Below are 20,930 nucleotides of genomic sequence, written 5' to 3'. Positions count from 1 at the left end.
GTTGGAGGGGTTTAATGTTTAAAATGCCGTAGCCCTGTAATTACCATGGCCAAATTATTTTGTTTACAATATTCTATGGAATCATTATCACGGATAGAACCTCCGGGTTGTATAAAAGAGGTAATGCCTGCCGCATGTGCAATTTTTACACAATCATCAAAAGGAAAAAATGCATCGCTGGACAACACAGCACCGTTCAAATCAAAATTAAATTGCTTTGCTTTTTCTATAGACTGGCGCAACGAATCAATACGTGATGTTTGTCCGCAGCCTTTACCGATCAATTGTTTATTTTTTACTAAAGCAATTGCATTACTTTTTAAATGTTTGCCGATAATATTTGCAAAACTTAAATCTTCCTTTTCTGCTGCAGTGGTTTCTCTTCCTCCTGCTTCTTTCCATTCTGTGTAATTACCCACATCATTTTGTTGTGTAAGAATTCCGTTTAATACAGATTTGTACTGATGAGTGAGTAAAGAATTTTTAGTGCTTAATTGTAATAGGATCCTGTTCTTTTTAGTTTTTAAAATATCTAATGCATCGCCATCATAAGCAGGTGCAATTAATACTTCAAAAAATATTTCATTTATGGCAACAGCTGTAGCTTTATCTATAGTGCCATTACAAACTAATACACCACCAAATGCACTTTCAGGATCTCCGGCTAAAGCGGCATCCCAGCTTTCTTTTACTGTTTCTCTTTGTGCTATGCCGCAAACATTAGTATGTTTAATTATTCCAAAAACGGCCTCCCCTAAATCCCCTCCCAAAGAGGGGACTTCTGCACTCTGTGAATTTGAAGCTGTGTTAAATTCATTGATAAGTTGTATTGCTGCATCAACATCTACGAGATTATTATACGATAATTCTTTACCGTGCAGTTTATCAAATACTTCATCCTGATTACCATAAAAAATTCCCTGCTGATGAGGGTTTTCGCCATATCGCAAAACAGATTTTGCTTTGTTAAATGGATTAATGAAATCAGTTTTATTAAAATAATTGGAAATAGCCAGATCGTAACCGGTACAAACATCAAACGCTTTTATGGCAAACATGCGGCGCTGCTCTAAAGTAGTTTCGCCTTTTTGTTCTTTTAAAATCTCTTCCAGTAAATGATAATCTTTTTTTGCTGCCACCACTACCACATCTTTATGATTTTTTGCAGCACCACGTATCATACTTGGTCCACCAATATCAATTTTTTCAATAATTAAATTTTCCTCGGTGGTACTGGCAACAGTTTCTTCAAAAGGATACAGATCCACAATCACTAAATCAATTTCAGGAATATTATACTGTTTCATTTCCGCTACATGCTGTGCATCATCACGCTTGCCCAAAATACCGCCGAATACTGAAGGGTGTAATGTTTTAACACGGCCCCCTAAAATAGAAGGATAGCTGGTTAATGATTCAACAGGTACGCAGGGCACTTTTAAATCTTCAATAAATTTTTGCGTACCGCCGGTACTGTAAATGGTTGCACCAAGTGCATGCAGCTGGTTAATAATGTTCTCCAATCCATCTTTATAAAAAACGGAAATTAATGCCGACTGAATTTTTTTTTGCATGTTGTAAGGGGGTTATAAATCCAAAATAAAAGCTCCTTTTTCAGGAACTGAATGGAGTTGCAAATGTAATTGTTCGCAATCTTTTTTCCATGTTTCAATTTTCCACAAACTGTTAGAAGCGTCCACCACATACTGGTTGCAATTGAAAACCGCCGCCAGTTGCGGAATGTAGAGTTTTGGATTTTTAGATATAATGATGATATCAACATTAATTTTTTGTTGTACCGCTTCAAAAACAAGTGCTTTATCAATAACCAAAATTTTTTTATTTCCAAATTGATAAAATGGAGGGTATTGCAAACAACTCTTTACAGCATCTGTTTTATAATTTAATTGTAAAGCAATTCTGCCCGGTTTAAGATGAAAATTTTGCAGCATTCCATCCTGCAGCAAAACACTGTCGCCAATAAATTTATAATGGTTAGCATTTACAAAATCAATGGCCTGGTGCTGCGGCACATTATACACAATAATCTTTTTTTGATTTTTAATTTGCCATTTACCATAAGCATGTACCATAGTAAATGCAAAAAGTGCCAGTAATGAAAAGCGCAGCAGTTTTTTATTTTTATTAATCAGCCAGGCACTTAAAGCAATTACAACGGCATACAGTAACCAGGTAGATAAAATATTTGCAGGAATTTTATCCCACACAGCAAAAGAAAAATTGTTGACCCATAAAATAATCTTATTCATCACCCAAACTAAACCGCCGGTTATTTTACCTGCATATTCCCCCACAAAAGGTATCCATGAAAAAGTTACCAAAAATATTTCGGCATACAGTATTATGCTTGAAAGTGGTACTGCAATGATATTGGTTATTAAAAATAAATTAGGGAACTGGTGAAAATAATAAATACAAATAGGAAAAGTAAGTATTTGTGCTGCCAGCGATATGGCCATCAGTTTCCAAACTTTATCTACCCACTTATTTTTTATGTAGAAAAGATTATACACAGGTTTTTGAAAAACAATAATGCCCACTACTGCCAAATAGGATAATTGAAAACCTACATCCCACAAAAAGTATGGATTAAAGCAAAGCATTACAAATGCAGATGCGGCAAGCGAATTATAAATAGAAGATTTTTTTGTAAGGTTATTGCCAATAGTTATAAATGTAAACATTACTGCGGATCGCAGCACCGAGGCAGATGCTCCTGTTAATAATGAAAACAACCACAGGCAACTTAATATTAAAACTACCTGCAAAACTTTTGATTTATTTACAAAAGGTATTCTTGCAAATAACCATACCAGCATTATATAAATTAATCCTAAATGCATACCGGATATGGCAATGATGTGTACCACACCTGTATTGCTGTAAGCCTGTACCAGATCTTTATCCAAATCGTTAGTATAACCAATAAGCAGAGCTTCTGCAATACCCAGCTCATCTTTACCGGTATTAATATTTTTTCGCAGCGTGGCTAAAATTTTTTCTCTTGCTGTAAAAATAAATTGCTTAAACCCATTTACATTTTTGCCGGATAGCAGCACCCAATCTTTTTCTTTTAAAAATACATTGTGAAATGTCTGCTGAAAGGCAGCGTAGCGCTGGTAATTAAATGCGCCGGGGTTGCCAGAGTTTTTTATTTGCTGTAGGTTTTTATTAATTAAAATTCTGTCGCCATAATGTAATTGCTGCGCCAAACTATGTTTAGAAAAATATAATAATAATTTTCCTTTGCAGGCAATAGCTGTATCATTATTAATTACTGCTTCTACAAAAGCATCGGCTTTGTAAGATTTTGTTTTTTCAATCACGGGTTCCTCAATCTTTACAACGATATAATCAGCGTTCTTATAATAATTGCCAAACCAGTCATTTGTATGCCGCACATCTTTTTGCCAGGTAATTAATAAACCAAAAGTTAGCAGTAATAGGTTTATAAAAATGCCCTGAACCAATTGTAATTTAAAACGCAACGCTAATGGCAGAAAATAAAATAGTGTATTTGCTGCGCCAAAACTAATAACAGCCATCATAATTACCGGCAGTGGAATTTGTACATACCATTGCAAAATTATACCTGCAGCAAAAGGTAAAAGCAGGCGAATGAATGGTGCAGTTTTGTAAACGGGTATGCTGAGGGGTTTGGGCATACCTCAAAATATAAAATAAGGAGGGAAAAAGCAAATAAGGTTTTGTTACAAACAGCTTGGTTTAAATAACTATCATCAGTCAATATCTTACCGGCATTTTGTTTTCAAATTTTTACTATAAGGAAGAATCGGATAAGATATTAATGAAGCGTTTTTGTATTACTCTTGACTGATGGCTTAGCTTAATGGAAGCAACCGAACTCAGTTATACTTATAATTTAAATGAATAATGGGAGCTTATTTTAAATGTTACAGCAACTAACACAAAGCAGTAATATTACTTAATCCAAGTCAATTTTATATCGGCATTATACTATTAGAGGTTTGTAAATAGTGCTTCAACTACTTAGTAAAATTAGCCATTTAACGGGTTTTTAGGCGTTTCAGCGGATATATGAGTTATTTCATCTAAAAATTTAAAATCAGGGCAATAGGGAAATTACTTTTGACTTATCAAACCAAATGAAACACTAACAACAAAAAATTAAAACAATGCGTACCCCCTCAGAACTTACCGACGATCAACTTATTGAATTGTACATTGATGGTGATAACAATGCATTTACCACAATTGTAACAAGGCACAAAAGCAAAATTTACACTTCCATTTATTTACTTATAAAAGATAAATACCTGGCAGAAGATATTTTTCAGGATGTTTTTGTAAGGATTATTGATACCATAAAATCTGGCGGATATAAAGGAGAAGGAAAATTTATACCTTGGGCAATGTGCATAGCACGTAACATGAGCATGGATCATTTTAGAAAAATTAAACGCAATCCCGTTATTAAAACCAGTGATGATAAAGATATTTTTGATGTACTTGATTTTGCACAACCCGGAATAGAACAAAAAATTATAAAAGAAGAGACGTATGAAAAGGTAAGAAAATTGCTCGATATGCTTCCTGAAAATCAGAGAGAGGTTGTAATATTACGTCATTATGCCAATCTAAGTTTTAAAGAAATTTCTACGCTTACAAATGACAGTAAAAACACATCTCTTGGTCGTATGCGCTATGGTTTATTAAATCTAAAAAAGATCATTAAAAAAAAGGAATTGACAGAAATATTTTAATCCTGTTTAAAGATAAAAAATTTATATTTTTTTTGATTGCGTATACCCTTTTGCATTAATAATTAAAGAAGGCATTAAATAATTCCATTAAATTTAAAATTACACCCTACCCTTTATGCAACCAGCTGTAAAACAATTAGACCGTAATTATTTATTACATTTTTACCAGGATATGACTGATGAACTGGGAGAAATATTTGAACTGTTTCTTTTAGAAACCGAACCCACAGTTTTAAAAATAATCACTTTAATAAAAAAAAGTGACTTGGCGACTGCTGAAGAGGAACTGCATAAAATTGCCCCATCTTTCTACTCTGTTGGCCTGCCGCAATTAACTACTAAATTAACAGTTGTTGATAAGGTTGTAAAAGCTGGTAACGCAAAAAAAGCCAGCGATCTCATTGCAATTTTTTATGAAGATTTTAAAACTTACCTGCCTGCTGTGGAAGCAGAAATGGAAAGACTGCAAAACGTAAAAGCATGTGCCTATAATTAGAATATACGTTTGTAATTTTGGATAATCCCTTGGGGGAAGTTATCTGATAACTAATATATTTATACTAAAGATGGGTGGCAGTAATTGCAACCCATCTTTTATTCGCCTTAAAAATTATAATTAAATTATTTACTTAAATGCATACTACGTTCCTTATACAACTGACGGAAATATGGGTCACGTAAATCTTTTATAAACCGTATGGCCTCGCCGGTACTTTTCATTTCTGGGCCTAACTCTTTATTTACACCGGGGAATTTATTGAAGGAGAAAACCGGTTCTTTAATGGCAAAGCCGGTTAGTTTTTTCTCGAAAGTAAAATCTTTTAATTTATTTACTTCCATCATTATTTTAGTAGCAATATTTAAATACGGTATTTGATAAGCCTTGGCAATAAACGGTGTGGTACGGCTTGCCCTTGGGTTGGCCTCAATCACAAACACATTGCCATCTTTAATTGCAAACTGAATATTGATAAGCCCTTTTATATTTAATGCCCTGCCAATTTTTTCTGCATACTCTTCCATGGTATGCACAATTAATGGCGATAAATTAAATTGTGGCAACACAGCATTACTGTCACCGCTATGGATACCCGCCGGTTCAATATGTTCCATCACGCCCATTACATGAAAATCATCGCCATCAAAAATGGCATCTATCTCCGCTTCCTGACAACGATCCAGAAAATGATCAATTAAAATTTTATTACCCGGCAAATGTTTTATTAAACTCAGTACACCTTTTTCCAGGTCTTCGTCATTAATTACAATCCGCATTCTTTGTCCACCTAAAACATAACTTGGCCTTATTAAAACCGGGTAACCAACTTTATTAGCCACCTCAATAGCTTCATCGGTATTGTATGCCGTACCATAATCCGGGTAAGGAATGCCGAGCTCTTTAAGCATGTCGCTAAATCGGCCACGGTCTTCGGCAATATCCATATTATCGAAAGAAGTACCTATAATTTTTATTCCTTTTTCGTGCAAACGTTTGGCTAATTTTAAAGCAGTTTGTCCACCAAGCTGCACAATTACGCCATAAGGTTTTTCATGCTCCACAATTTCCCAAAGATGTTCCCAAAAAACAGGTTCAAAATACAATTTATCTGCAATGTCAAAATCGGTGCTTACAGTTTCGGGGTTACAGTTTACCATTATGGCTTCGTATCCTGCTTCCTTAATGGCCAGCAAGCCATGCACACAGCAGTAATCAAATTCAATACCCTGGCCAATTCTGTTGGGGCCGCTGCCTAAAACAATTATCTTCTTTTTTGCTGAAACTTTACTCTCGTTTTGATTAACAATTTGCATTACTGTAATTTAAAAAAGTGAATAGCTGAATCGTGTACTCCGGGATTCTTTTAATTTGGTGGCAAAAATAAATTTTTTTGGCCATCTTTTCGTTTTTCTTCAAAATGAATTGTGCTGTACTGTTTGGTGCTAATTATTGGTTTTTAAATAAGGTATTAGCTGGCTTGATATTATTGCTGCTATTTTACTGCAACCTGCATTGGTAAAATGCATAAAATCGTAATAATAATTACTGTTCTTTGGCATTAATGCTGCAAGGTCTATTACTTTTACTTCGTTACCGAAAGACCTTACCACATCGTTATACAATCCCAAAACTTTTTCCATTACAACTGCATTACTTAAAGGATCAGTATCAGGAATTATTTTGTTAGCCATATTTATCATGGTGGTGCTATCGGTATAATTGCCAAACATTGAGGGTTGTGTAATTAATATGGGCTTTACATTAATGGCTTTACAAATTGCAATCATATCCGTTACTCTTTGCCGGTATTGGGTAAGATAAACAGCCTGTTTTTGTAAAATTACTTTGGTGTATTGATCGGATAATACAGTGTCTTTAAGTGTTGAAAAATCTACCTCTTTATGAATTAATCCTTTTTTGTAAGCACCACGTATAGCATACAACTGAAAAAAAGCAGAACCCAGTTCAGTTTTATTGATGAGAGATTTGAAAAAACTTTTGGCCGACAAAAAATTAATTTTCTTTTCGTTCATCAAATCAAATTGCTGTGGTTTATCCGTTTCCACATCGTTGGCACCAATTAAAAAAGTTACATATTTTGGTTTTAACCTGGTAATATACTCTTTCAATAATAGCAGGTGACCAAAAGTTGAATGCCCGTCAACGCCGGCATTATTTAACCATGCCGCCGGAAAGCTATCTTTTAATTGTTGAGATAATTGGTAAGGCCAGGTTAGCGAATCGCTGATGAAGCGGCATTCGGTAGTACTGCCGCCTATGCAAATGATAGATAATAATTTGTTTACACTGTCAGTTAGTTCGGGGCCACGAAAGCCTAAAGAATTTCTTGAATAATTAATGTTACTGTCTAACTTTTTTATCCAGGTGTTTTTATAAACTATTTTTTGGTTTGCTGGAAGTACCAGTTTTCCTTTAGAAACAGCAAATGGAAGCGGATTGTAAAAATGTAAAATGATTTCGCAAATAATTAAAGCAATTAAAACACCCAGCAGTATGGAAAGGAATTTTTTAATTGCTGTTTTCATGCTTTTTTATTTACGCTGGCAGAGCAAAGCAAAAACTATTAGCATTATTTACAAAATCTAAATACTGATCACTTATTTTCAAACGTACTATAAAAATAAGGCGTCTTTGCTTCAAACTCTGCCGCACAGGTATCTACCATTTTATAAACCCGGGTAAGGCCCATTGTTTTTCTTCTTTCATAAAGTGATTCTGCATCTTCTTCGTTCATAATTTTTACAATCTGCTCATCGCTAAAACCTAAAACTTTTGCTTCTCTTAAAAGATCATCGGGTAAAGTTTTTAAATGGTATTTGGCAATCTCATTTTCGCAGTCACAAATTTTTTGGATCTGGTAAATAAACCAGCGGTCAATTTTGGTACTTTCGCAAATGCGTTTAATACTTGCACCAGCCATAAGGGCATCTTTTATCCTGAATATCCTATCCCACTTGGGTATTTTAATATACTCAATCAAATCATCAGATGTCATTAAACTTTTTCCGTAATAGCCTAAACCTATAGCATCATTCTCTAAACTCTGACAGGCTTTTTGCACAGCTTCTGCAAAGCTTCTTCCAATCGCCATCACCTCCCCTACCGATTTCATTTGAAACCCCAGTGTATCATCGGCTCCTTTAAATTTATCAAAATTCCAACGGGGTATTTTTACAATTACATAATCCAGTGCCGGTTCAAAATACGCAGAAGTGGATTGAGTGATCTGGTTTTTTAATTCATCTAAATTATAACCAATAGCAAGTTTAGCTGCAACTTTTGCAATGGGGTAGCCGGTAGCTTTACTCGCCAGTGCCGAGGAGCGGCTAACCCTGGGGTTTATTTCCACCACAATTATTTCTTCGGTTTGCGGATTAAGGGCAAACTGCACATTACAACCGCCTGCAAAATTACCCAGTGCCCTCATCATTCTAATAGCGGTGTTACGCATCAGTTGGTAGGCAGTATCACTCAGCGTCATAGCAGGTGCAACGGTTATAGAGTCGCCGGTATGCACACCCATCGGGTCAAAATTTTCTACTGTACAAATAATAGCTACATTATCGGCATTGTCTCTTAATAATTCTAATTCAAATTCTTTCCAGCCCAGTACGGCTTTTTCCACCAGCACTTCATGAATAGGACTGGCAGTTAAAGCCCTGTTCAACGCTTCATCCAGTTCATCTTTTTTAAATACAATGCCGCCGCCGGTGCCACCCAAAGTAAATGAGGGACGAAGCACTAATGGAAATCCAATATCCTGCGCAAATTCTTTACCTTCTAAAAAGGAGTTGGCAATTTTTGCCTCGCAAACCGGTATGCCCATTTCAATCATCCACAGGCGGAATTTCTCCCTGTCTTCAGCCTTATCAATAGCTTTAATATCTACACCAATTAATTTTACGTTGTATTTTTCCCAAACGCCCAGTTCATCGGCTTCTTTACAAAGATTTAAGGCTGTTTGCCCGCCCATAGTAGGCAGTACGGCATCAATATCGTTTTCTTCTAAAATTTGTTCAATACTTTCCACGGTTAAAGGCAGTAAATAAACCCTGTCGGCCATCATGGGGTCCGTCATAATAGTGGCCGGGTTACTATTAATAAGGGTAACTTTTATGCCTTCTTCCCTTATACTTCGGGCAGCTTGGGTTCCGCTGTAATCAAATTCGCAGGCCTGGCCAATTACAATTGGGCCGCTGCCGATAATTAATACTGATTTGATGGATTTGTCTATTGGCATAAGTAGTTTGCCTTTTGAAGGCAGGCAAAAGTAATTGTAAATGCTGTAAATAAAAAACTGTGCCCTTTATTAAGCACAGTTTTTTTACACAATAGTTAAAAATTAAGAGGGTGTGGAGGCGGATTTGTCTTTTTTGCCAAACAAATCACTCATGGATTTTTCCGTATCACTCATATGTTCTTTTAGTGCTTCGCCGCCTTTTGTTTTTAATTCTTCAAAATAATCTTTTGCTTTTTCTGCAAAATTTTCTGCCTCAGTTTTAAATTTATTGGCTTTATCTTTTAAATCACCAGCCAGTTTTTCTTTTTCTTCGGATGTCATACTCATGTATTTTGATGCTGCAAGTGCTGCAGCGGCACCTAATAAAAATGTAGCTATGTGTTTTGAATTTACACTCATGATAATTTTATTTATTAATGGGTATGTTAATGTCCCAGCTTCCTACTTCAAAAATTTCAATTTCAAAGATAGAATTGCCAAAATTGAATGTCCCCCTAAAAGGGAAAATAACGCCACGAAAGATGGTAATCTCTTTGTTAGTTAGTGTATTACTCGATTTACTTATAAATTGGCCTCTGGTAATTTGAAAATTAGTCATAGTTGTTGTAGATTGAAAACCGCCGCCAATGAGGTTTTCTACTGTTATAGTAATAGCGTTGCCTTGTCCCATTTTAGACACACCCACTCTTCCCATTTCGGAAGTAACATTGTGAATGGTATACGGATTTTCATATTCCCCTTTATAAATATCTTTTTTCCAAAATCCAGCTACCACGGAATCTTTGTACTTAATTTTGTAGTGCATTTCGCCTTTACCTTCTTTCATTCCTTTTTTCCAGGCGCCGTCATAATAGGTTCCATTTTTCCACACATATTTTCCCAATCCATCAGGCAACCCGTTTTTAAAATCCCCTTCATAAGTATCAACTCCAACGGCTTTTCCTGCACCGTTAGCTTTTCCCTTATCGCACCCGCCTTCATAAGTACCTTTTAAAGAATCGGCCATTACTCCGCAAACACTGGTTTGAGCTATTATTAATTTAGAAGAACCAATAAATAAAAAAAGCAGAAAAAAATGTTTCATAAAATTTTTAGAATTAAAAGAGGTTTGATTTAATATGAGTAATTTTATAGTATCTCATACAAAATGCAAATTCAACATTATAAATATAATGATAAAACAACTACTGCGTGGCAACTATATAATTTTTTTTCTATTGACTTATTCCATCTGTGCTGCCCAAATTTTTCCATCTAAAAATTATCCGAAAAATTATTTTACCTGGCCTGTTAGTGCTACCAAAGCTTTGGTAGCCAACTTTGGCGAACTAAGGCCCAATCATTATCACATGGGTTTAGATTGCAGAACTGAGCAAAAACAAAACCTACCCGTGCTGGCTGCTGCTGCAGGTTATATTGCCAAAGTAAAAATAGAACCTTATGGTTTTGGAAGGGCCATTTACATTAATCACCCCAATGGTTTAACTACTTTATATGCCCACCTTAATAATTTTATGCCCGGGCTGGAAAAATATGTAAAAGAGCAGCAGTATAAAATAAAAAGCTGGAAAGTTTTTTTAGACATCCCTGCAAATTTATTTCCGGTAACAAAGGGAATGTTTATTGCTTACAGCGGCAATACCGGCGGCAGCCAGGGGCCGCATGTACATTTTGAAATAAGAGATACTAAAACAGATAAAGTTTTAAACCCATCGCTTTTTGATTTACCCATAGTTGATAATGTAGCGCCGGATATTTTGCGTTTAGCAGTGTACGACAGGTGCATCAGTACCTACGAACAAAGTCCTAAATTTTATACTTTAAAAAAAGTAAATGGGGTGTATGTTACCTCTCCAGCCTTAATAATTACCAATACCGATAAAGTAAGTTTTGGTATTACTGCTTTTGACAGGTACTCGGCATCAAATAACCGCAACGGCATTTACGAAGCCGTTTTGTATGAGGATGAATCGCCGGTTATTGGTTTTCAGTTAGACAGCATCAGTTACGACGAAACCCGTTATTTAAATGCACATATCGATTATAAATTAAAAAGCAGTGGCGGGCCCTATGTACAGCATTTATCAAGACTGGCAGGATACAGCAACAGTATTTATAAAACTGTAAACGGCGATGGCGTAATTGTTATTGAAGATGACAGTGTACATAAAATAAAAATAGAAGTGAAAGATGCCAATGGTAACACTTCGTTTTTAAAGTTTGATGTAAAGCGTGGGCCGGGTGTTGCAGAAAAAATAAAAAAAGAAACATCCCCTTTTTTAAATCAAACATTTTTTCATCCGGGTTTTATTAATTTGTTCGAAAACAATACCATCAGTTTTTATTTGCCGGAAAATGCTTTGTACGATTCAATCCGTTTCAGGTATAATGAAATAATTCCCCAGGAAGGTAATACTATTTATCAGTTACATAACACCAGTGTACCGGTGCAGGTGTACTTTCCAATAAAAATAAAAGCCAGTTCGCCTTTACCCGATAAAATGGTAATGCATCGGTTTGCAAATAATAAAGATGATTATGCCGAGGCCGAATTTGAAAATGGTTGGTATAAAGCCAGTTTTCGTGAGTTTGGAAATTTTCAATTAATGATTGATACCATTCCGCCAAAAATTGTTCCCATTGGTGTAAGAGCTGGCATGAATGCCGCTAAACTAAACCGCCTGGCTTTTGTTATTACTGATAACACCGAAGAAATTAAAAAATTTACAGCAACTTTAGATGGCAACTGGCTTCGTTTTAGTAATGATAAAGGCAAAACATTTATTTATACTTTTGATGAAATGTGCCCACCCGGTGAGCATGAATTAAAAATCACAGTAGAAGATCAGGTGGGGAATGTGAGTGAAAGGGTTTATCATTTTACCAAATAAAGCCTCTCCGCCCCTAAAGGAGAACCTGGAGTAAAATTATTTTCATGGGCTTTTCAAATATTGAAATGCTTAACAAAATTATCAATCTAAAAAAAGAAAGTCCCTTTAGGGATTTAGGGTAATTATGACAACATTAAAAGAAGGCAACAAAGCTCCAGCATTTAAAAGCAAAGATCAAAATGGTAACCCCATTTCTCTTGCAGATTTTAAAGGCAAAAAAGTGGTATTATATTTTTATCCTGAGGATGATACACCCACCTGTACGGTACAAGCCTGTAACCTGAGAGATAATTTTGCTTTACTAAAAAAACAAGGTTTTACAGTTTTAGGCGTAAGCCCCGATGAAGAGAAAAAACATAAAAAATTTGAAACCAAATATAATTTACCTTTTACATTAATTACCGATCCTGAACATAAAATTATTGATGCTTACAGTGTTTGGGGCGAAAAGCAAATGTATGGCAGAACATATATGGGCCTGCACCGCACGACTTTTTTAATTGATGAAAAAGGAATTGTTAAAAAAATATTTTTAAAGCCAAAAAGCAAGCAGCATACCGAAGAAATTTTAAATGCCTGGCAACTTATAGATAAATAAATGCGTTACCATTAATAACATTTAAATATTTTAAACTTCAGTTATGAAAAAAATAGTTTTAGTTGCGGTACCATTAATTTTTACAATAATATTATTTGCAGCCTGCAGTAAAAGCGATAGCACAACTGGTGGAGGTGGTACAGGCGGGGGTGGAAGAACATTTTCATGCGCAGGCATTACACCTAAATTTGCAGCCGATGTGCAGCCAATAATTCAATCTTTATGTGCCACTAACAGCAGTTGCCATGCTGGGGGCAGTGTTAACTCCGGCGGATCACTTACCACTTATGCAGAAATAAATGCAAAAAAATCTAACATTCGTGCCCAAATACTTTCTGGCGCAATGCCACAAACCGGCACCATATCACAGGCACAAATAAATGCCCTTATTTGCTGGATAGACAGTGGTGCTCCCAATAATTAATTTTTTCATTGAAAGAAAACGCTTTTTACATAAAAGAAAACTCCTGGCTGGCAAAAATTGCTGCAATAAAATTACGCAGCAGCAGTGTAGCAATGGTGTTGGGTAAAACTATTCATCTGCACAATACTTCTACAAATGAATTTTTACAAAATAAAAAATGGGTTAAGCACGAGCTTTGCCATGTACAACAATTTAAGCAGCATGGTTACCTGCTTTTTGTAATTAAATATGTTTGGGAGAGTATAAAAAAAGGTTATTACAATAATAAGTTTGAAGTGGAAGCAAGAGCCGCCGAAGATTTATAATACCCATTCAATTTCGCCAACGTTAAATACCCTTTCAATAGCATCCTGCGTAATTAACTGCCCCTGCGTATTTACACTTTTAATAACAGTTTCAAAAACTGCATTCTCTTTTTTCAACCTAACTTTTTCGTTTTTTTTATACAGCTGTTGAAGATATGCTGCATACAATTCTCTGTAATTTTTCTCTAAAAGTTTATCAAAATTATTCATCATCAAATGATATAGTTCCAGTGCCAGTGCAATAATATCATACTCTTTTCCCGTTATTTGTTTTAAAGAAACAGGGTTGGGCAACGATGGATCAAAATCAGTTTGATTTACATTTACCCCAATACCAACTACAGCCCATTGCCAGTTTCCTGTTTGTAATTGCCCGCTGCTCACTGCATTTTCAATCAGCATACCTGCTGCCTTTCTGTCACACCAGTACAGATCGTTAGGCCATTTTATTGCTGTTTGTCCGCCTGTATACTTATTTAAAAAATCATTTGCCGCCAAGGCCATACACATGCTCAGGTAAAATTGCTGGTCTGTCCTCAGCATATCCGTCTTTAAAATCAGGCTCATGGCTATGCTTTGCCCTTCTGTCGACTTCCAGGTTTTACCCCGTTGCCCCTTTCCTGCAGTTTGCGCTTTAGCAATAACCGCCATTCCATGGTTTGCCATTCCTTGCCGAACATTTGCCATGGCATAATTGTTGGTACTGTCAACACTGTCTAATATTTTAAAAAAACCGGTGTCATGCATACTTATTCAAATGACAAAGAAGTGTTACTTTTGCCATTAATTGCAAGCTACATGCACATTTGTAAATAACAAAAGTTTAATATTGCCGTTATTAGAAAAATACGGCCCAAAAATATAATTTCAATTTGAACAACCTTAACGTTTTAAATACCAGAAAAAAAAGTACAGTAGTAAAACTTACCCGTAACAGCAAAATCTTCAAAGCCATAATTAAAGCCATACAGGATAAAAAGGGTGAACATATTTTAAGTCTCGACTTGCGCAAAATACCCGAAGCCGTTTCAGATTTTTTTATTATTTGCCAGGCAAACAGTAATACACAGTTAAAAGCCATTGCAGATTTTGTTGAAGAAGAGGTAAAAAATAATTGCGATGAAGCGCCTTATAAGCACGAAGGCAGACAGGCTCAACAATGGATTTTAATTGATTATGTAAATGTGGTAGTACACATTATGTTGCCCGAACCCCGAAAGTTTTATCAGCTGGAAGAAATGTGGAGCGATGCACCGGGGATGGAACATATTGATTCGAAAAAAAAGAAATAAATTTTTATTATTTAAAATAATAAGCGGTTAAAACCGTCAACAACAATAGTAAACCTTACTAAGCTACAAGCACTCAATAAACAATGGCAAAAAATAACATGAATCAGCAAAATGCTAATAAAAAATTTGGCCCGGATAATACCCCTCCAACCGGTGAAGAACCTAAGAAAAAAAACCGTTTAAATATTTACTGGATATACGGAATTATTTTTGTGGGCTTAATAGCCTATAATATGTTCAGGGGCGTAAGTACTGAAGGCATTGCCACCAATAAATTAAAGTTTTACGAAATGGTAAAACAGGGTGATGTTGAAAAAATACTTATCGTTTCTAACAAAACGCCTTCAATTGTAAAAGTATTTTTAAAACCAGAAAGTATAAAAGCTAATGACAGTTTTTATAAAGCACTTTGGAAAGATGAAGATGCTGTAAAGAAACTTGAAGCGTTGAAAAAAGCAAAAGAGCCGCAGGTGTTTTTTACTGTTGGCGACCCGAAGACTTTTTCAGCCCAAATGGAAGAAGAGTTATATAAACCGAATCCTGGAATTAGTAAAGTACCGGACGAGTTTGTAAATGAAGGTGAGTGGTTTGGGCAGTTGATGAATTTTATTCCTTTAATACTGGTTATTTTATTGTTTGTATTAATGATGCGTAAAATGGGTGGTCCCGGCGGCGGTGGTGGCCCGGGTGGCATATTCAGTATCGGAAAATCTAAAGCCACTTTATTTGATAAAGGCACCAGGGTAAATATAAACTTTGGTGATGTTGCCGGTTTGGATGAAGCAAAAGTAGAAGTAATGGAAATTGTTGACTTCTTAAAAAATCCAAAAAAATACACAGCACTGGGTGGTAAAATTCCAAAAGGTGCGTTACTGGTTGGTCCTCCCGGCACAGGTAAAACGCTTTTAGCAAAAGCAGTTGCCGGCGAAGCACAAGTGCCTTTTTTTAGTTTAAGTGGCAGTGATTTTGTAGAAATGTTTGTAGGTGTGGGTGCCAGCCGTGTAAGAGATTTATTTAAACAGGCAAGAGAAAAAGCGCCTTGTATTATTTTTATTGATGAAATTGATGCGATAGGAAGAGCAAGAGGAAAAAATGTGATGATGAGCAATGATGAAAGAGAAAATACTTTAAACCAGTTATTGGTGGAGATGGATGGTTTTGGTACCGATTTAGGTATTATAATTTTAGCTGCTACCAACAGGCCAGATGTTTTAGATACTGCGTTATTGCGTCCGGGAAGATTTGACAGGCAGATAACTATCGACCGTCCGGATCTTGTTGGAAGAGAAGCTATTTTTAAAGTGCATCTGCAACCGATAAAAATTTCTCAAACATTAGATATACATAAACTGGCCGAACAAACACCAGGCTTTGCCGGTGCAGATATTGCCAACGTATGTAACGAAGCTGCATTGATTGCTGCAAGAAAAAATAAAGAGGCCGTTGATATGAGTGATTTTCAGGATGCTATTGACAGGGTTATTGGCGGATTGGAAAAAAGGAATAAAATTATTTCTCCGGAGGAAAAAGAAATTATTGCTTACCACGAAGCTGGTCATGCAATTTGCGGATGGTATTTAGAACATGCTTACCCATTATTAAAAGTAACGGTGGTGCCAAGAGGAAGTGCAGCGTTAGGTTACGCACAGTACACACCAAAAGAACAATACCTGTACAATACTGATCAACTGATGGATCAAATTTGTATGACATTGGGTGGCAGGGCAAGTGAAGATATTTTCTTTGGTAAAATAAGTACCGGTGCAAGTAACGATCTGCAGCAGATAACAAAAATTGCTTACAGCATGATTACAGTTTATGGTATGAATGATAAAGTAGGCAACATCAGTTATTACGATCCCAGCCAGGAAAATATGTTTACAAAACCTTTTAGTGAAGAAACAGGTAAGATGATTGATGAAGAAGTGCGTAAACTAATTGATAACGCTTACCAGATTACTAAAAAATTACTAACTGAAAAAAAGGGTGACGTAGAAAAACTGGCTAAAGAATTATTGAAAAAAGAAGTGTTGTTTAAAAGTGATGTGGAAGCTTTGATTGGTAAAAGGCCTTATGAAGAAAAGAAAACTTTGGATATTAAAGATGAAGATAAAGTTGGTGACGAGCCGTCAACAACTATACCCGAAGAATTAATAAATCCGCCACAAATTTAAAAGCCATGGCTGTATCGCAGGCAAAAGAAAATATTTTAAAAAAAATAAGGCAGGCGCTGAGTAATCCGGCGCCTTTGCCGTTTCCTAATAGCGAAGGAAATAATTCTATTTTTTTTCCGGCACCCGACGATTTGGAAGTGGTATTTGCGGAAGAGTTTGTACAACTGCAGGGCAAGTTTGCTTTTTGCAGCGATGAAAAAGATATGCTGCAGCAAATACAAAAATTAATTGCAGAAAAGCAATGGACAAAAATTTATTGTAATGAAGATAAATGGAACGCCGCTTTTAGCAACACTATAAATCTTCCCACATGCGATGCTTCAATTACCGGTTGCGAATTTTTAGTAGCCCGTACAGGAACTATTGTAATGAGTGCTGCACAACAAAGCGGACGTACAGTAAGTGTGTACGCTCCCATTCATATTTGTATTGCCTACACTAATCAATTGGTGTACGATATTAAAGATGCCCTGCAAATGCTTAAAGAAAAATATGCAGGCAATATTCCGTCGCTTATAACATTTGCCAGCGGCCCCAGCCGCACTGCCGATATTGAAAAAACTTTGGTTACAGGCGTACACGGCCCAAAAGAAGTGTATTGCTTTTTGGTAGATGTATAATTGCTATTTTACTTTACCTTTAATACATAATGAATAACGATACACATCACCTGTTTGTTTACGGTTCTCTCCGCAGTGGATTTCACCATGCGGCTTATGAGTACCTTTCTAAATATTTTAATTTAATTGGTCAGGCTGTTGTAAAAGGAAAATTATACGATGCAGGAGATTATCCTGTAGCCAAACCAACAGAAGAAGAAAAATTTATCATTGGCGAATTATATGCAATAAATAATAGCGCAGAATTTTCTTACGCCATCGGGCAATTGGATGATTATGAAGGTTTATTTCCAGAGGAAGGAGAAACTCCACTTTATAAAAGAGAAACCGTAACAGTAATTGTAAATAATCAGCATCACGCCGCATGGATATATTGGTTTAATGGTGCCGTTGAAGAACTTGCCGAGATTGCATCAGGTGATGTGCTGCAATATATGCAACAGAAAAATAAATAGTATCAGGCCAGTAGCAATCAAAAGCCCATATTCTTTCTCCTCATACATAATTTGTATATTTGATTATAACTAATAAAGAAGTTTATGACTGAAGTAATTTTTTTGATAGAAGAAGCGCTGGAAGGTGGTTATACTGCCCGTGCCTTAGGTGAAGGCATTTTTACCGAAGCAGAAACATTGGAAGAATTAAGAAATAATGTAAAAGAAGCTGTTGATTGTTATTATGAGGAAGACGATGAAAATAAACCTAAATTAATTCGCCTGCATTTAGTTAAAGAAGAATTGATTACTGCATGATATTGCCAATGGATTTTTATAACTTCTAATTTATAATTTTTGGCAACCCTCGAACCACATAAAAAAATTTACTTCCTTTCCGATTTTCACCTTGGTGCACCCAATGCACACGAAAGTTTAATAAGAGAAAAAAAAATTATCGCATTTTTAGAGGAGATAAAAAAAGATGCCGCACAAATTTTTATTGTAGGCGACCTGTTTGATTTTTGGTACGAATACAAAATGGTTGTACCTAAAGGCTATGTCCGCATTTTGGGTAAGCTTGCCGAAATTACCGACAGGGGAATCCCCATTCATTTTTTTGTTGGCAACCACGATATGTGGATGAAAAATTATTTTCAACAGGAACTTAATATTCCCGTTTATTTTGAACCGGTAGCCTTTGAATTTAATGGTAAAAAATTTTTAATTGGCCATGGCGATGGCTTAGGTCCAGACGATCATGGTTATAAATTCATTAAAAAAATATTCAGGAATAAAGTTTGTCAGTGGTTGTTTGGCATTTTACCGCCGCAAATTGGAATGGGCATAGCTAATTATTTCAGCCGTAAAAGCCGGGCACAAACCGGGCAAACTGATGAAAAATTTTTAGGAGAAGATAAAGAATGGCTCATAATTTATTGTAAAGAAATTTTACAACAACAGCACTATGATTTTTTTATTTTTGGCCACCGGCATTTGCCCATAAACTTTAACTTACCGGCAAGCAGCCTTTACATTAATTTAGGCGACTGGATAAAGTATGACAGTTATGCGGTGTTTGATGGTGAGCATTTGGAATTGAAGTATTATGTCCCGGCCCCTCCTGTCCTCCCCCGGGGGGAGAGATATTGAGGAGAACGAAGCGAAGATTGAATTTTTAAATAAAAAAGTTTGCAAAAAATAAAAACCATACTACTTTCACTTCTGTGTTTCTGTGCTTCTGTGGCAATACCTTTTGCGGCGCAAGCTCAAAATGATTCTGCTTTTTCTTTTTTTAAAATCGTCAAAGGCAATTACATAAATTTTAATGTAGATAATCTTGATAATATTTACCTTATTACCGCAGGTAACCAATTAAAAAAAATAAATGGCAACGGCGATTCTGTTGGGGTTTTTAATGATGTAAAACGTTATGGTAATCTTTTTTCCATCGACGTTACCAATCCTTTAAAAATTTTACTCTATTATAAAAATTTTGCAACAGTGGTAGTATTAGACAGATTTTTAAACATCCGTAACACCATCAATTTTAGAAAACAAAATATTTTTACTGTACAAAGTATTGGCACATCTTACGATAATAATATCTGGCTTTTTGATGAACAGGATTACAAACTAAAAAAAATTGATGAAGATGGAAAATTGTTACAGGAAACTACCGATTTCAGGATGTTATTTGATTCTGTGCCATCGCCAACACAACTAACAGACAAAGAAAATTTTGTTTACCTGTACGATGCAGAAAAAGGCTTTTACATTTTTGATTATTACGGTGCTTTTAAAAACAGGCTGCCGTTTTTAAACTGGAAAAATATAGCGGTGTCAGAAAAAAACATGTACGGTTTTGCCGATAACAAATTATATAGTTACGAGTTAAACTCACTTACTTTAAAAGAATATAAATTACCTGCTTTTATTGCAAGCAATGCTGAAATAAAAGCCATCAACGGAAAAATTTATCTGTTAAAAGATGATGGCATATATATTTACAGCGTAAAATAAATTACTCATTTTTAATTCGCTATTGCCCATTCACCATTCACGGCTTTATCGTATTTTTATTTCATGGATTTTTTAGACCAGGTTTATTTAGACAACACCATCAGAAGTTACTGCATTGCCGGAGGCATTATTTTGCTGATGCTGATTTTAAAAAGATATTTCAGCAGGTATATTGCCGCAGTGGTGTACCGTTTATTTCAACGCCTTTGGAAAAATGTTGAAAAAAAATCGTTTACCGATTTGGTTGTTGAGCCGCTGGAATGGTTTTTATTTATTTTGCTGGCAGTATTTACAATTGATAAATTAAATTTTCCCGCTGCATGGCAATATAAAATTTACGGTCATGCTATTGACGATATTTTTACAAGGCTGGGCATTGGCCTCATCATTATTTCTTTTACAAGATTTTTATTACGCATTATTGATTTTATAGCACTGGTGCTGGGGCAAAAAGCCGCTATTACAGCAGATAAAAGCGATGATCAGTTAATTATTTTCTTTCGTGACTTTTTAAAAGTGGTGGTGGGCATTATTGGTTTGCTGATGCTGATTAAAGCCTGCCTTAATCAGCCTGTAGGCAATTTATTAACCAGCATAAGTATTGTTGGTGCAGCCGTTGCATTAGCAGCTAAAGAAAGCCTTGA

The 20,930-nt window shown here is 35.6% G+C and carries 21 protein-coding genes and 1 pseudogene; 14 read left to right on the top strand and 8 right to left on the bottom strand.

Annotated features, from left to right (window positions below; translation table 11 throughout):
• Positions 1–11: 11 nt before the first annotated feature.
• On the bottom strand, positions 12–1,574 hold the full coding sequence (purH, locus tag ACY651_RS12105; RefSeq protein WP_462253059.1) for a bifunctional phosphoribosylaminoimidazolecarboxamide formyltransferase/IMP cyclohydrolase: 1,563 nt from the start codon (positions 1,572–1,574) through the stop codon (positions 12–14).
• Positions 1,575–1,586: 12 nt separating this feature from the next.
• Positions 1,587–3,686, bottom strand: coding sequence for a ComEC/Rec2 family competence protein (locus tag ACY651_RS12100; protein WP_462253057.1), 2,100 nt, complete (start codon positions 3,684–3,686; stop codon positions 1,587–1,589).
• Between the two features lie 492 nt (positions 3,687–4,178).
• On the opposite strand from ACY651_RS12100, the gene ACY651_RS12095 reads away from it, so the two are divergent.
• Both ACY651_RS12095 and ACY651_RS12090 read left to right on the top strand, forming a co-directional pair.
• The gene (locus ACY651_RS12095; protein ID WP_462253055.1) at positions 4,179–4,766 is read left to right on the top strand and encodes an RNA polymerase sigma factor; all 588 of its coding nucleotides are present in this window, start codon (positions 4,179–4,181) and stop codon (positions 4,764–4,766) included.
• 115 nt (positions 4,767–4,881) lie between these two features.
• Positions 4,882–5,262: a hypothetical protein gene (locus ACY651_RS12090; RefSeq protein ID WP_462253053.1), complete on the top strand. Its 381-nt coding sequence runs from the start codon at positions 4,882–4,884 to the stop codon at positions 5,260–5,262.
• A 125-nt stretch (positions 5,263–5,387) separates the two neighbouring features.
• Here ACY651_RS12090 and ACY651_RS12085 read toward each other — a convergent pair whose 3' ends face one another.
• The 5 genes from ACY651_RS12085 to ACY651_RS12065 all read right to left on the bottom strand — a co-directional run bounded on the left by ACY651_RS12085 (position 5,388) and on the right by ACY651_RS12065 (position 10,610).
• On the bottom strand, positions 5,388–6,578 hold the full coding sequence (locus tag ACY651_RS12085) for a carbamoyl phosphate synthase preATP-grasp domain-containing protein (protein ID WP_462253051.1): 1,191 nt from the start codon (positions 6,576–6,578) through the stop codon (positions 5,388–5,390).
• Between the two features lie 129 nt (positions 6,579–6,707).
• Positions 6,708–7,811 (bottom strand): SGNH/GDSL hydrolase family protein, encoded by a 1,104-nt coding sequence (locus ACY651_RS12080; protein WP_462253049.1) that lies wholly within the window; start codon positions 7,809–7,811, stop codon positions 6,708–6,710.
• 68 nt (positions 7,812–7,879) lie between these two features.
• A complete protein-coding gene (carB, locus tag ACY651_RS12075) occupies positions 7,880–9,526 on the bottom strand; it encodes a carbamoyl-phosphate synthase large subunit (RefSeq protein ID WP_462253046.1) in 1,647 nt (548 codons plus the stop codon).
• Between the two features lie 102 nt (positions 9,527–9,628).
• The gene (locus ACY651_RS12070) at positions 9,629–9,925 is read right to left on the bottom strand and encodes a hypothetical protein (protein ID WP_462253044.1); all 297 of its coding nucleotides are present in this window, start codon (positions 9,923–9,925) and stop codon (positions 9,629–9,631) included.
• Between the two features lie 7 nt (positions 9,926–9,932).
• Positions 9,933–10,610, bottom strand: a complete 678-nt coding sequence (locus ACY651_RS12065; protein ID WP_462253042.1) for a hypothetical protein — start codon at positions 10,608–10,610, stop codon at positions 9,933–9,935.
• A gap of 88 nt (positions 10,611–10,698) precedes the next feature.
• Between ACY651_RS12065 and ACY651_RS12060 the strand changes: the two genes are divergently transcribed.
• The 4 genes from ACY651_RS12060 (at position 10,699) to ACY651_RS12045 (ending at position 13,744) form a co-directional block, all read left to right on the top strand.
• Positions 10,699–12,417 carry a M23 family metallopeptidase gene (locus ACY651_RS12060; RefSeq protein ID WP_462253040.1) on the top strand — a complete coding sequence of 573 codons (1,719 nt, stop codon included), beginning with the start codon at positions 10,699–10,701 and terminating at the stop codon, positions 12,415–12,417.
• A 124-nt stretch (positions 12,418–12,541) separates the two neighbouring features.
• On the top strand, positions 12,542–13,015 hold the full coding sequence (gene bcp, locus ACY651_RS12055; RefSeq protein ID WP_462253038.1) for a thioredoxin-dependent thiol peroxidase: 474 nt from the start codon (positions 12,542–12,544) through the stop codon (positions 13,013–13,015).
• Between the two features lie 43 nt (positions 13,016–13,058).
• Positions 13,059–13,439: a hypothetical protein gene (locus ACY651_RS12050; RefSeq protein ID WP_462253036.1), complete on the top strand. Its 381-nt coding sequence runs from the start codon at positions 13,059–13,061 to the stop codon at positions 13,437–13,439.
• Positions 13,440–13,447: 8 nt separating this feature from the next.
• Positions 13,448–13,744, top strand: coding sequence for a DUF4157 domain-containing protein (locus ACY651_RS12045; RefSeq protein ID WP_462253034.1), 297 nt, complete (start codon positions 13,448–13,450; stop codon positions 13,742–13,744).
• Here ACY651_RS12045 and ACY651_RS12040 read toward each other — a convergent pair.
• On the bottom strand, positions 13,739–14,491 hold the full coding sequence (locus tag ACY651_RS12040) for a biotin--[acetyl-CoA-carboxylase] ligase (protein ID WP_462253032.1): 753 nt from the start codon (positions 14,489–14,491) through the stop codon (positions 13,739–13,741). The two genes, ACY651_RS12045 and ACY651_RS12040, sit on opposite strands and share 6 nt — an antisense overlap.
• A 125-nt stretch (positions 14,492–14,616) precedes the next feature.
• On the opposite strand from ACY651_RS12040, the gene rsfS reads away from it, so the two are divergent.
• The 8 genes and pseudogenes from rsfS to ACY651_RS12000 form a co-directional block, all read left to right on the top strand.
• On the top strand, positions 14,617–15,036 hold the full coding sequence (gene rsfS / locus ACY651_RS12035; protein ID WP_462253030.1) for a ribosome silencing factor: 420 nt from the start codon (positions 14,617–14,619) through the stop codon (positions 15,034–15,036).
• Between the two features lie 83 nt (positions 15,037–15,119).
• On the top strand, positions 15,120–17,210 hold the full coding sequence (ftsH, locus tag ACY651_RS12030; RefSeq protein WP_462253028.1) for an ATP-dependent zinc metalloprotease FtsH: 2,091 nt from the start codon (positions 15,120–15,122) through the stop codon (positions 17,208–17,210).
• A 5-nt stretch (positions 17,211–17,215) separates the two neighbouring features.
• Positions 17,216–17,830, top strand: coding sequence for a LutC/YkgG family protein (locus ACY651_RS12025; protein WP_462253026.1), 615 nt, complete (start codon positions 17,216–17,218; stop codon positions 17,828–17,830).
• 29 nt (positions 17,831–17,859) lie between these two features.
• Positions 17,860–18,285, top strand: a complete 426-nt coding sequence (locus tag ACY651_RS12020) for a gamma-glutamylcyclotransferase family protein (RefSeq protein WP_462253024.1) — start codon at positions 17,860–17,862, stop codon at positions 18,283–18,285.
• Between the two features lie 84 nt (positions 18,286–18,369).
• On the top strand, positions 18,370–18,582 hold the full coding sequence (locus ACY651_RS12015; protein ID WP_462253022.1) for a hypothetical protein: 213 nt from the start codon (positions 18,370–18,372) through the stop codon (positions 18,580–18,582).
• A gap of 39 nt (positions 18,583–18,621) precedes the next feature.
• Complete coding sequence (locus tag ACY651_RS12010) at positions 18,622–19,416, top strand: UDP-2,3-diacylglucosamine diphosphatase (RefSeq protein WP_462253020.1); 795 nt, start codon at positions 18,622–18,624, stop codon at positions 19,414–19,416.
• A gap of 39 nt (positions 19,417–19,455) precedes the next feature.
• Positions 19,456–20,286 (top strand): hypothetical protein, encoded by an 831-nt coding sequence (locus ACY651_RS12005; protein ID WP_462253018.1) that lies wholly within the window; start codon positions 19,456–19,458, stop codon positions 20,284–20,286.
• Positions 20,287–20,349: 63 nt separating this feature from the next.
• Positions 20,350–20,930, top strand: a pseudogene (locus ACY651_RS12000) (hypothetical protein); the annotation flags it as partial.

The organism is Ferruginibacter sp. (assembly GCF_031391665.1).
GTDB lineage: Bacteria > Bacteroidota > Bacteroidia > Chitinophagales > Chitinophagaceae > Ferruginibacter.
This window is presented reverse-complemented; position numbering and strand designations above follow the sequence as displayed.

Coding starts and splice junctions, on each gene's coding strand:
- ACY651_RS12025 (WP_462253026.1), top strand. CDS start 17,216: ATGGCTGTATCGCAGGCAAAAGAAAATATTTTAAAAAAAATAAGGCAG.
- ACY651_RS12080 (WP_462253049.1), bottom strand. CDS start 7,811: ATGAAAACAGCAATTAAAAAATTCCTTTCCATACTGCTGGGTGTTTTA.
- ACY651_RS12090 (WP_462253053.1), top strand. CDS start 4,882: ATGCAACCAGCTGTAAAACAATTAGACCGTAATTATTTATTACATTTT.
- ftsH (WP_462253028.1), top strand. CDS start 15,120: ATGGCAAAAAATAACATGAATCAGCAAAATGCTAATAAAAAATTTGGC.
- ACY651_RS12040 (WP_462253032.1), bottom strand. CDS start 14,491: ATGCATGACACCGGTTTTTTTAAAATATTAGACAGTGTTGACAGTACC.
- ACY651_RS12060 (WP_462253040.1), top strand. CDS start 10,699: ATGATAAAACAACTACTGCGTGGCAACTATATAATTTTTTTTCTATTG.
- ACY651_RS12095 (WP_462253055.1), top strand. CDS start 4,179: ATGCGTACCCCCTCAGAACTTACCGACGATCAACTTATTGAATTGTAC.
- ACY651_RS12070 (WP_462253044.1), bottom strand. CDS start 9,925: ATGAGTGTAAATTCAAAACACATAGCTACATTTTTATTAGGTGCCGCT.
- bcp (WP_462253038.1), top strand. CDS start 12,542: ATGACAACATTAAAAGAAGGCAACAAAGCTCCAGCATTTAAAAGCAAA.
- purH (WP_462253059.1), bottom strand. CDS start 1,574: ATGCAAAAAAAAATTCAGTCGGCATTAATTTCCGTTTTTTATAAAGAT.
- ACY651_RS12020 (WP_462253024.1), top strand. CDS start 17,860: ATGAATAACGATACACATCACCTGTTTGTTTACGGTTCTCTCCGCAGT.
- ACY651_RS12100 (WP_462253057.1), bottom strand. CDS start 3,686: ATGCCCAAACCCCTCAGCATACCCGTTTACAAAACTGCACCATTCATT.
- ACY651_RS12050 (WP_462253036.1), top strand. CDS start 13,059: ATGAAAAAAATAGTTTTAGTTGCGGTACCATTAATTTTTACAATAATA.
- ACY651_RS12085 (WP_462253051.1), bottom strand. CDS start 6,578: ATGCAAATTGTTAATCAAAACGAGAGTAAAGTTTCAGCAAAAAAGAAG.
- ACY651_RS12015 (WP_462253022.1), top strand. CDS start 18,370: ATGACTGAAGTAATTTTTTTGATAGAAGAAGCGCTGGAAGGTGGTTAT.
- ACY651_RS12065 (WP_462253042.1), bottom strand. CDS start 10,610: ATGAAACATTTTTTTCTGCTTTTTTTATTTATTGGTTCTTCTAAATTA.
- carB (WP_462253046.1), bottom strand. CDS start 9,526: ATGCCAATAGACAAATCCATCAAATCAGTATTAATTATCGGCAGCGGC.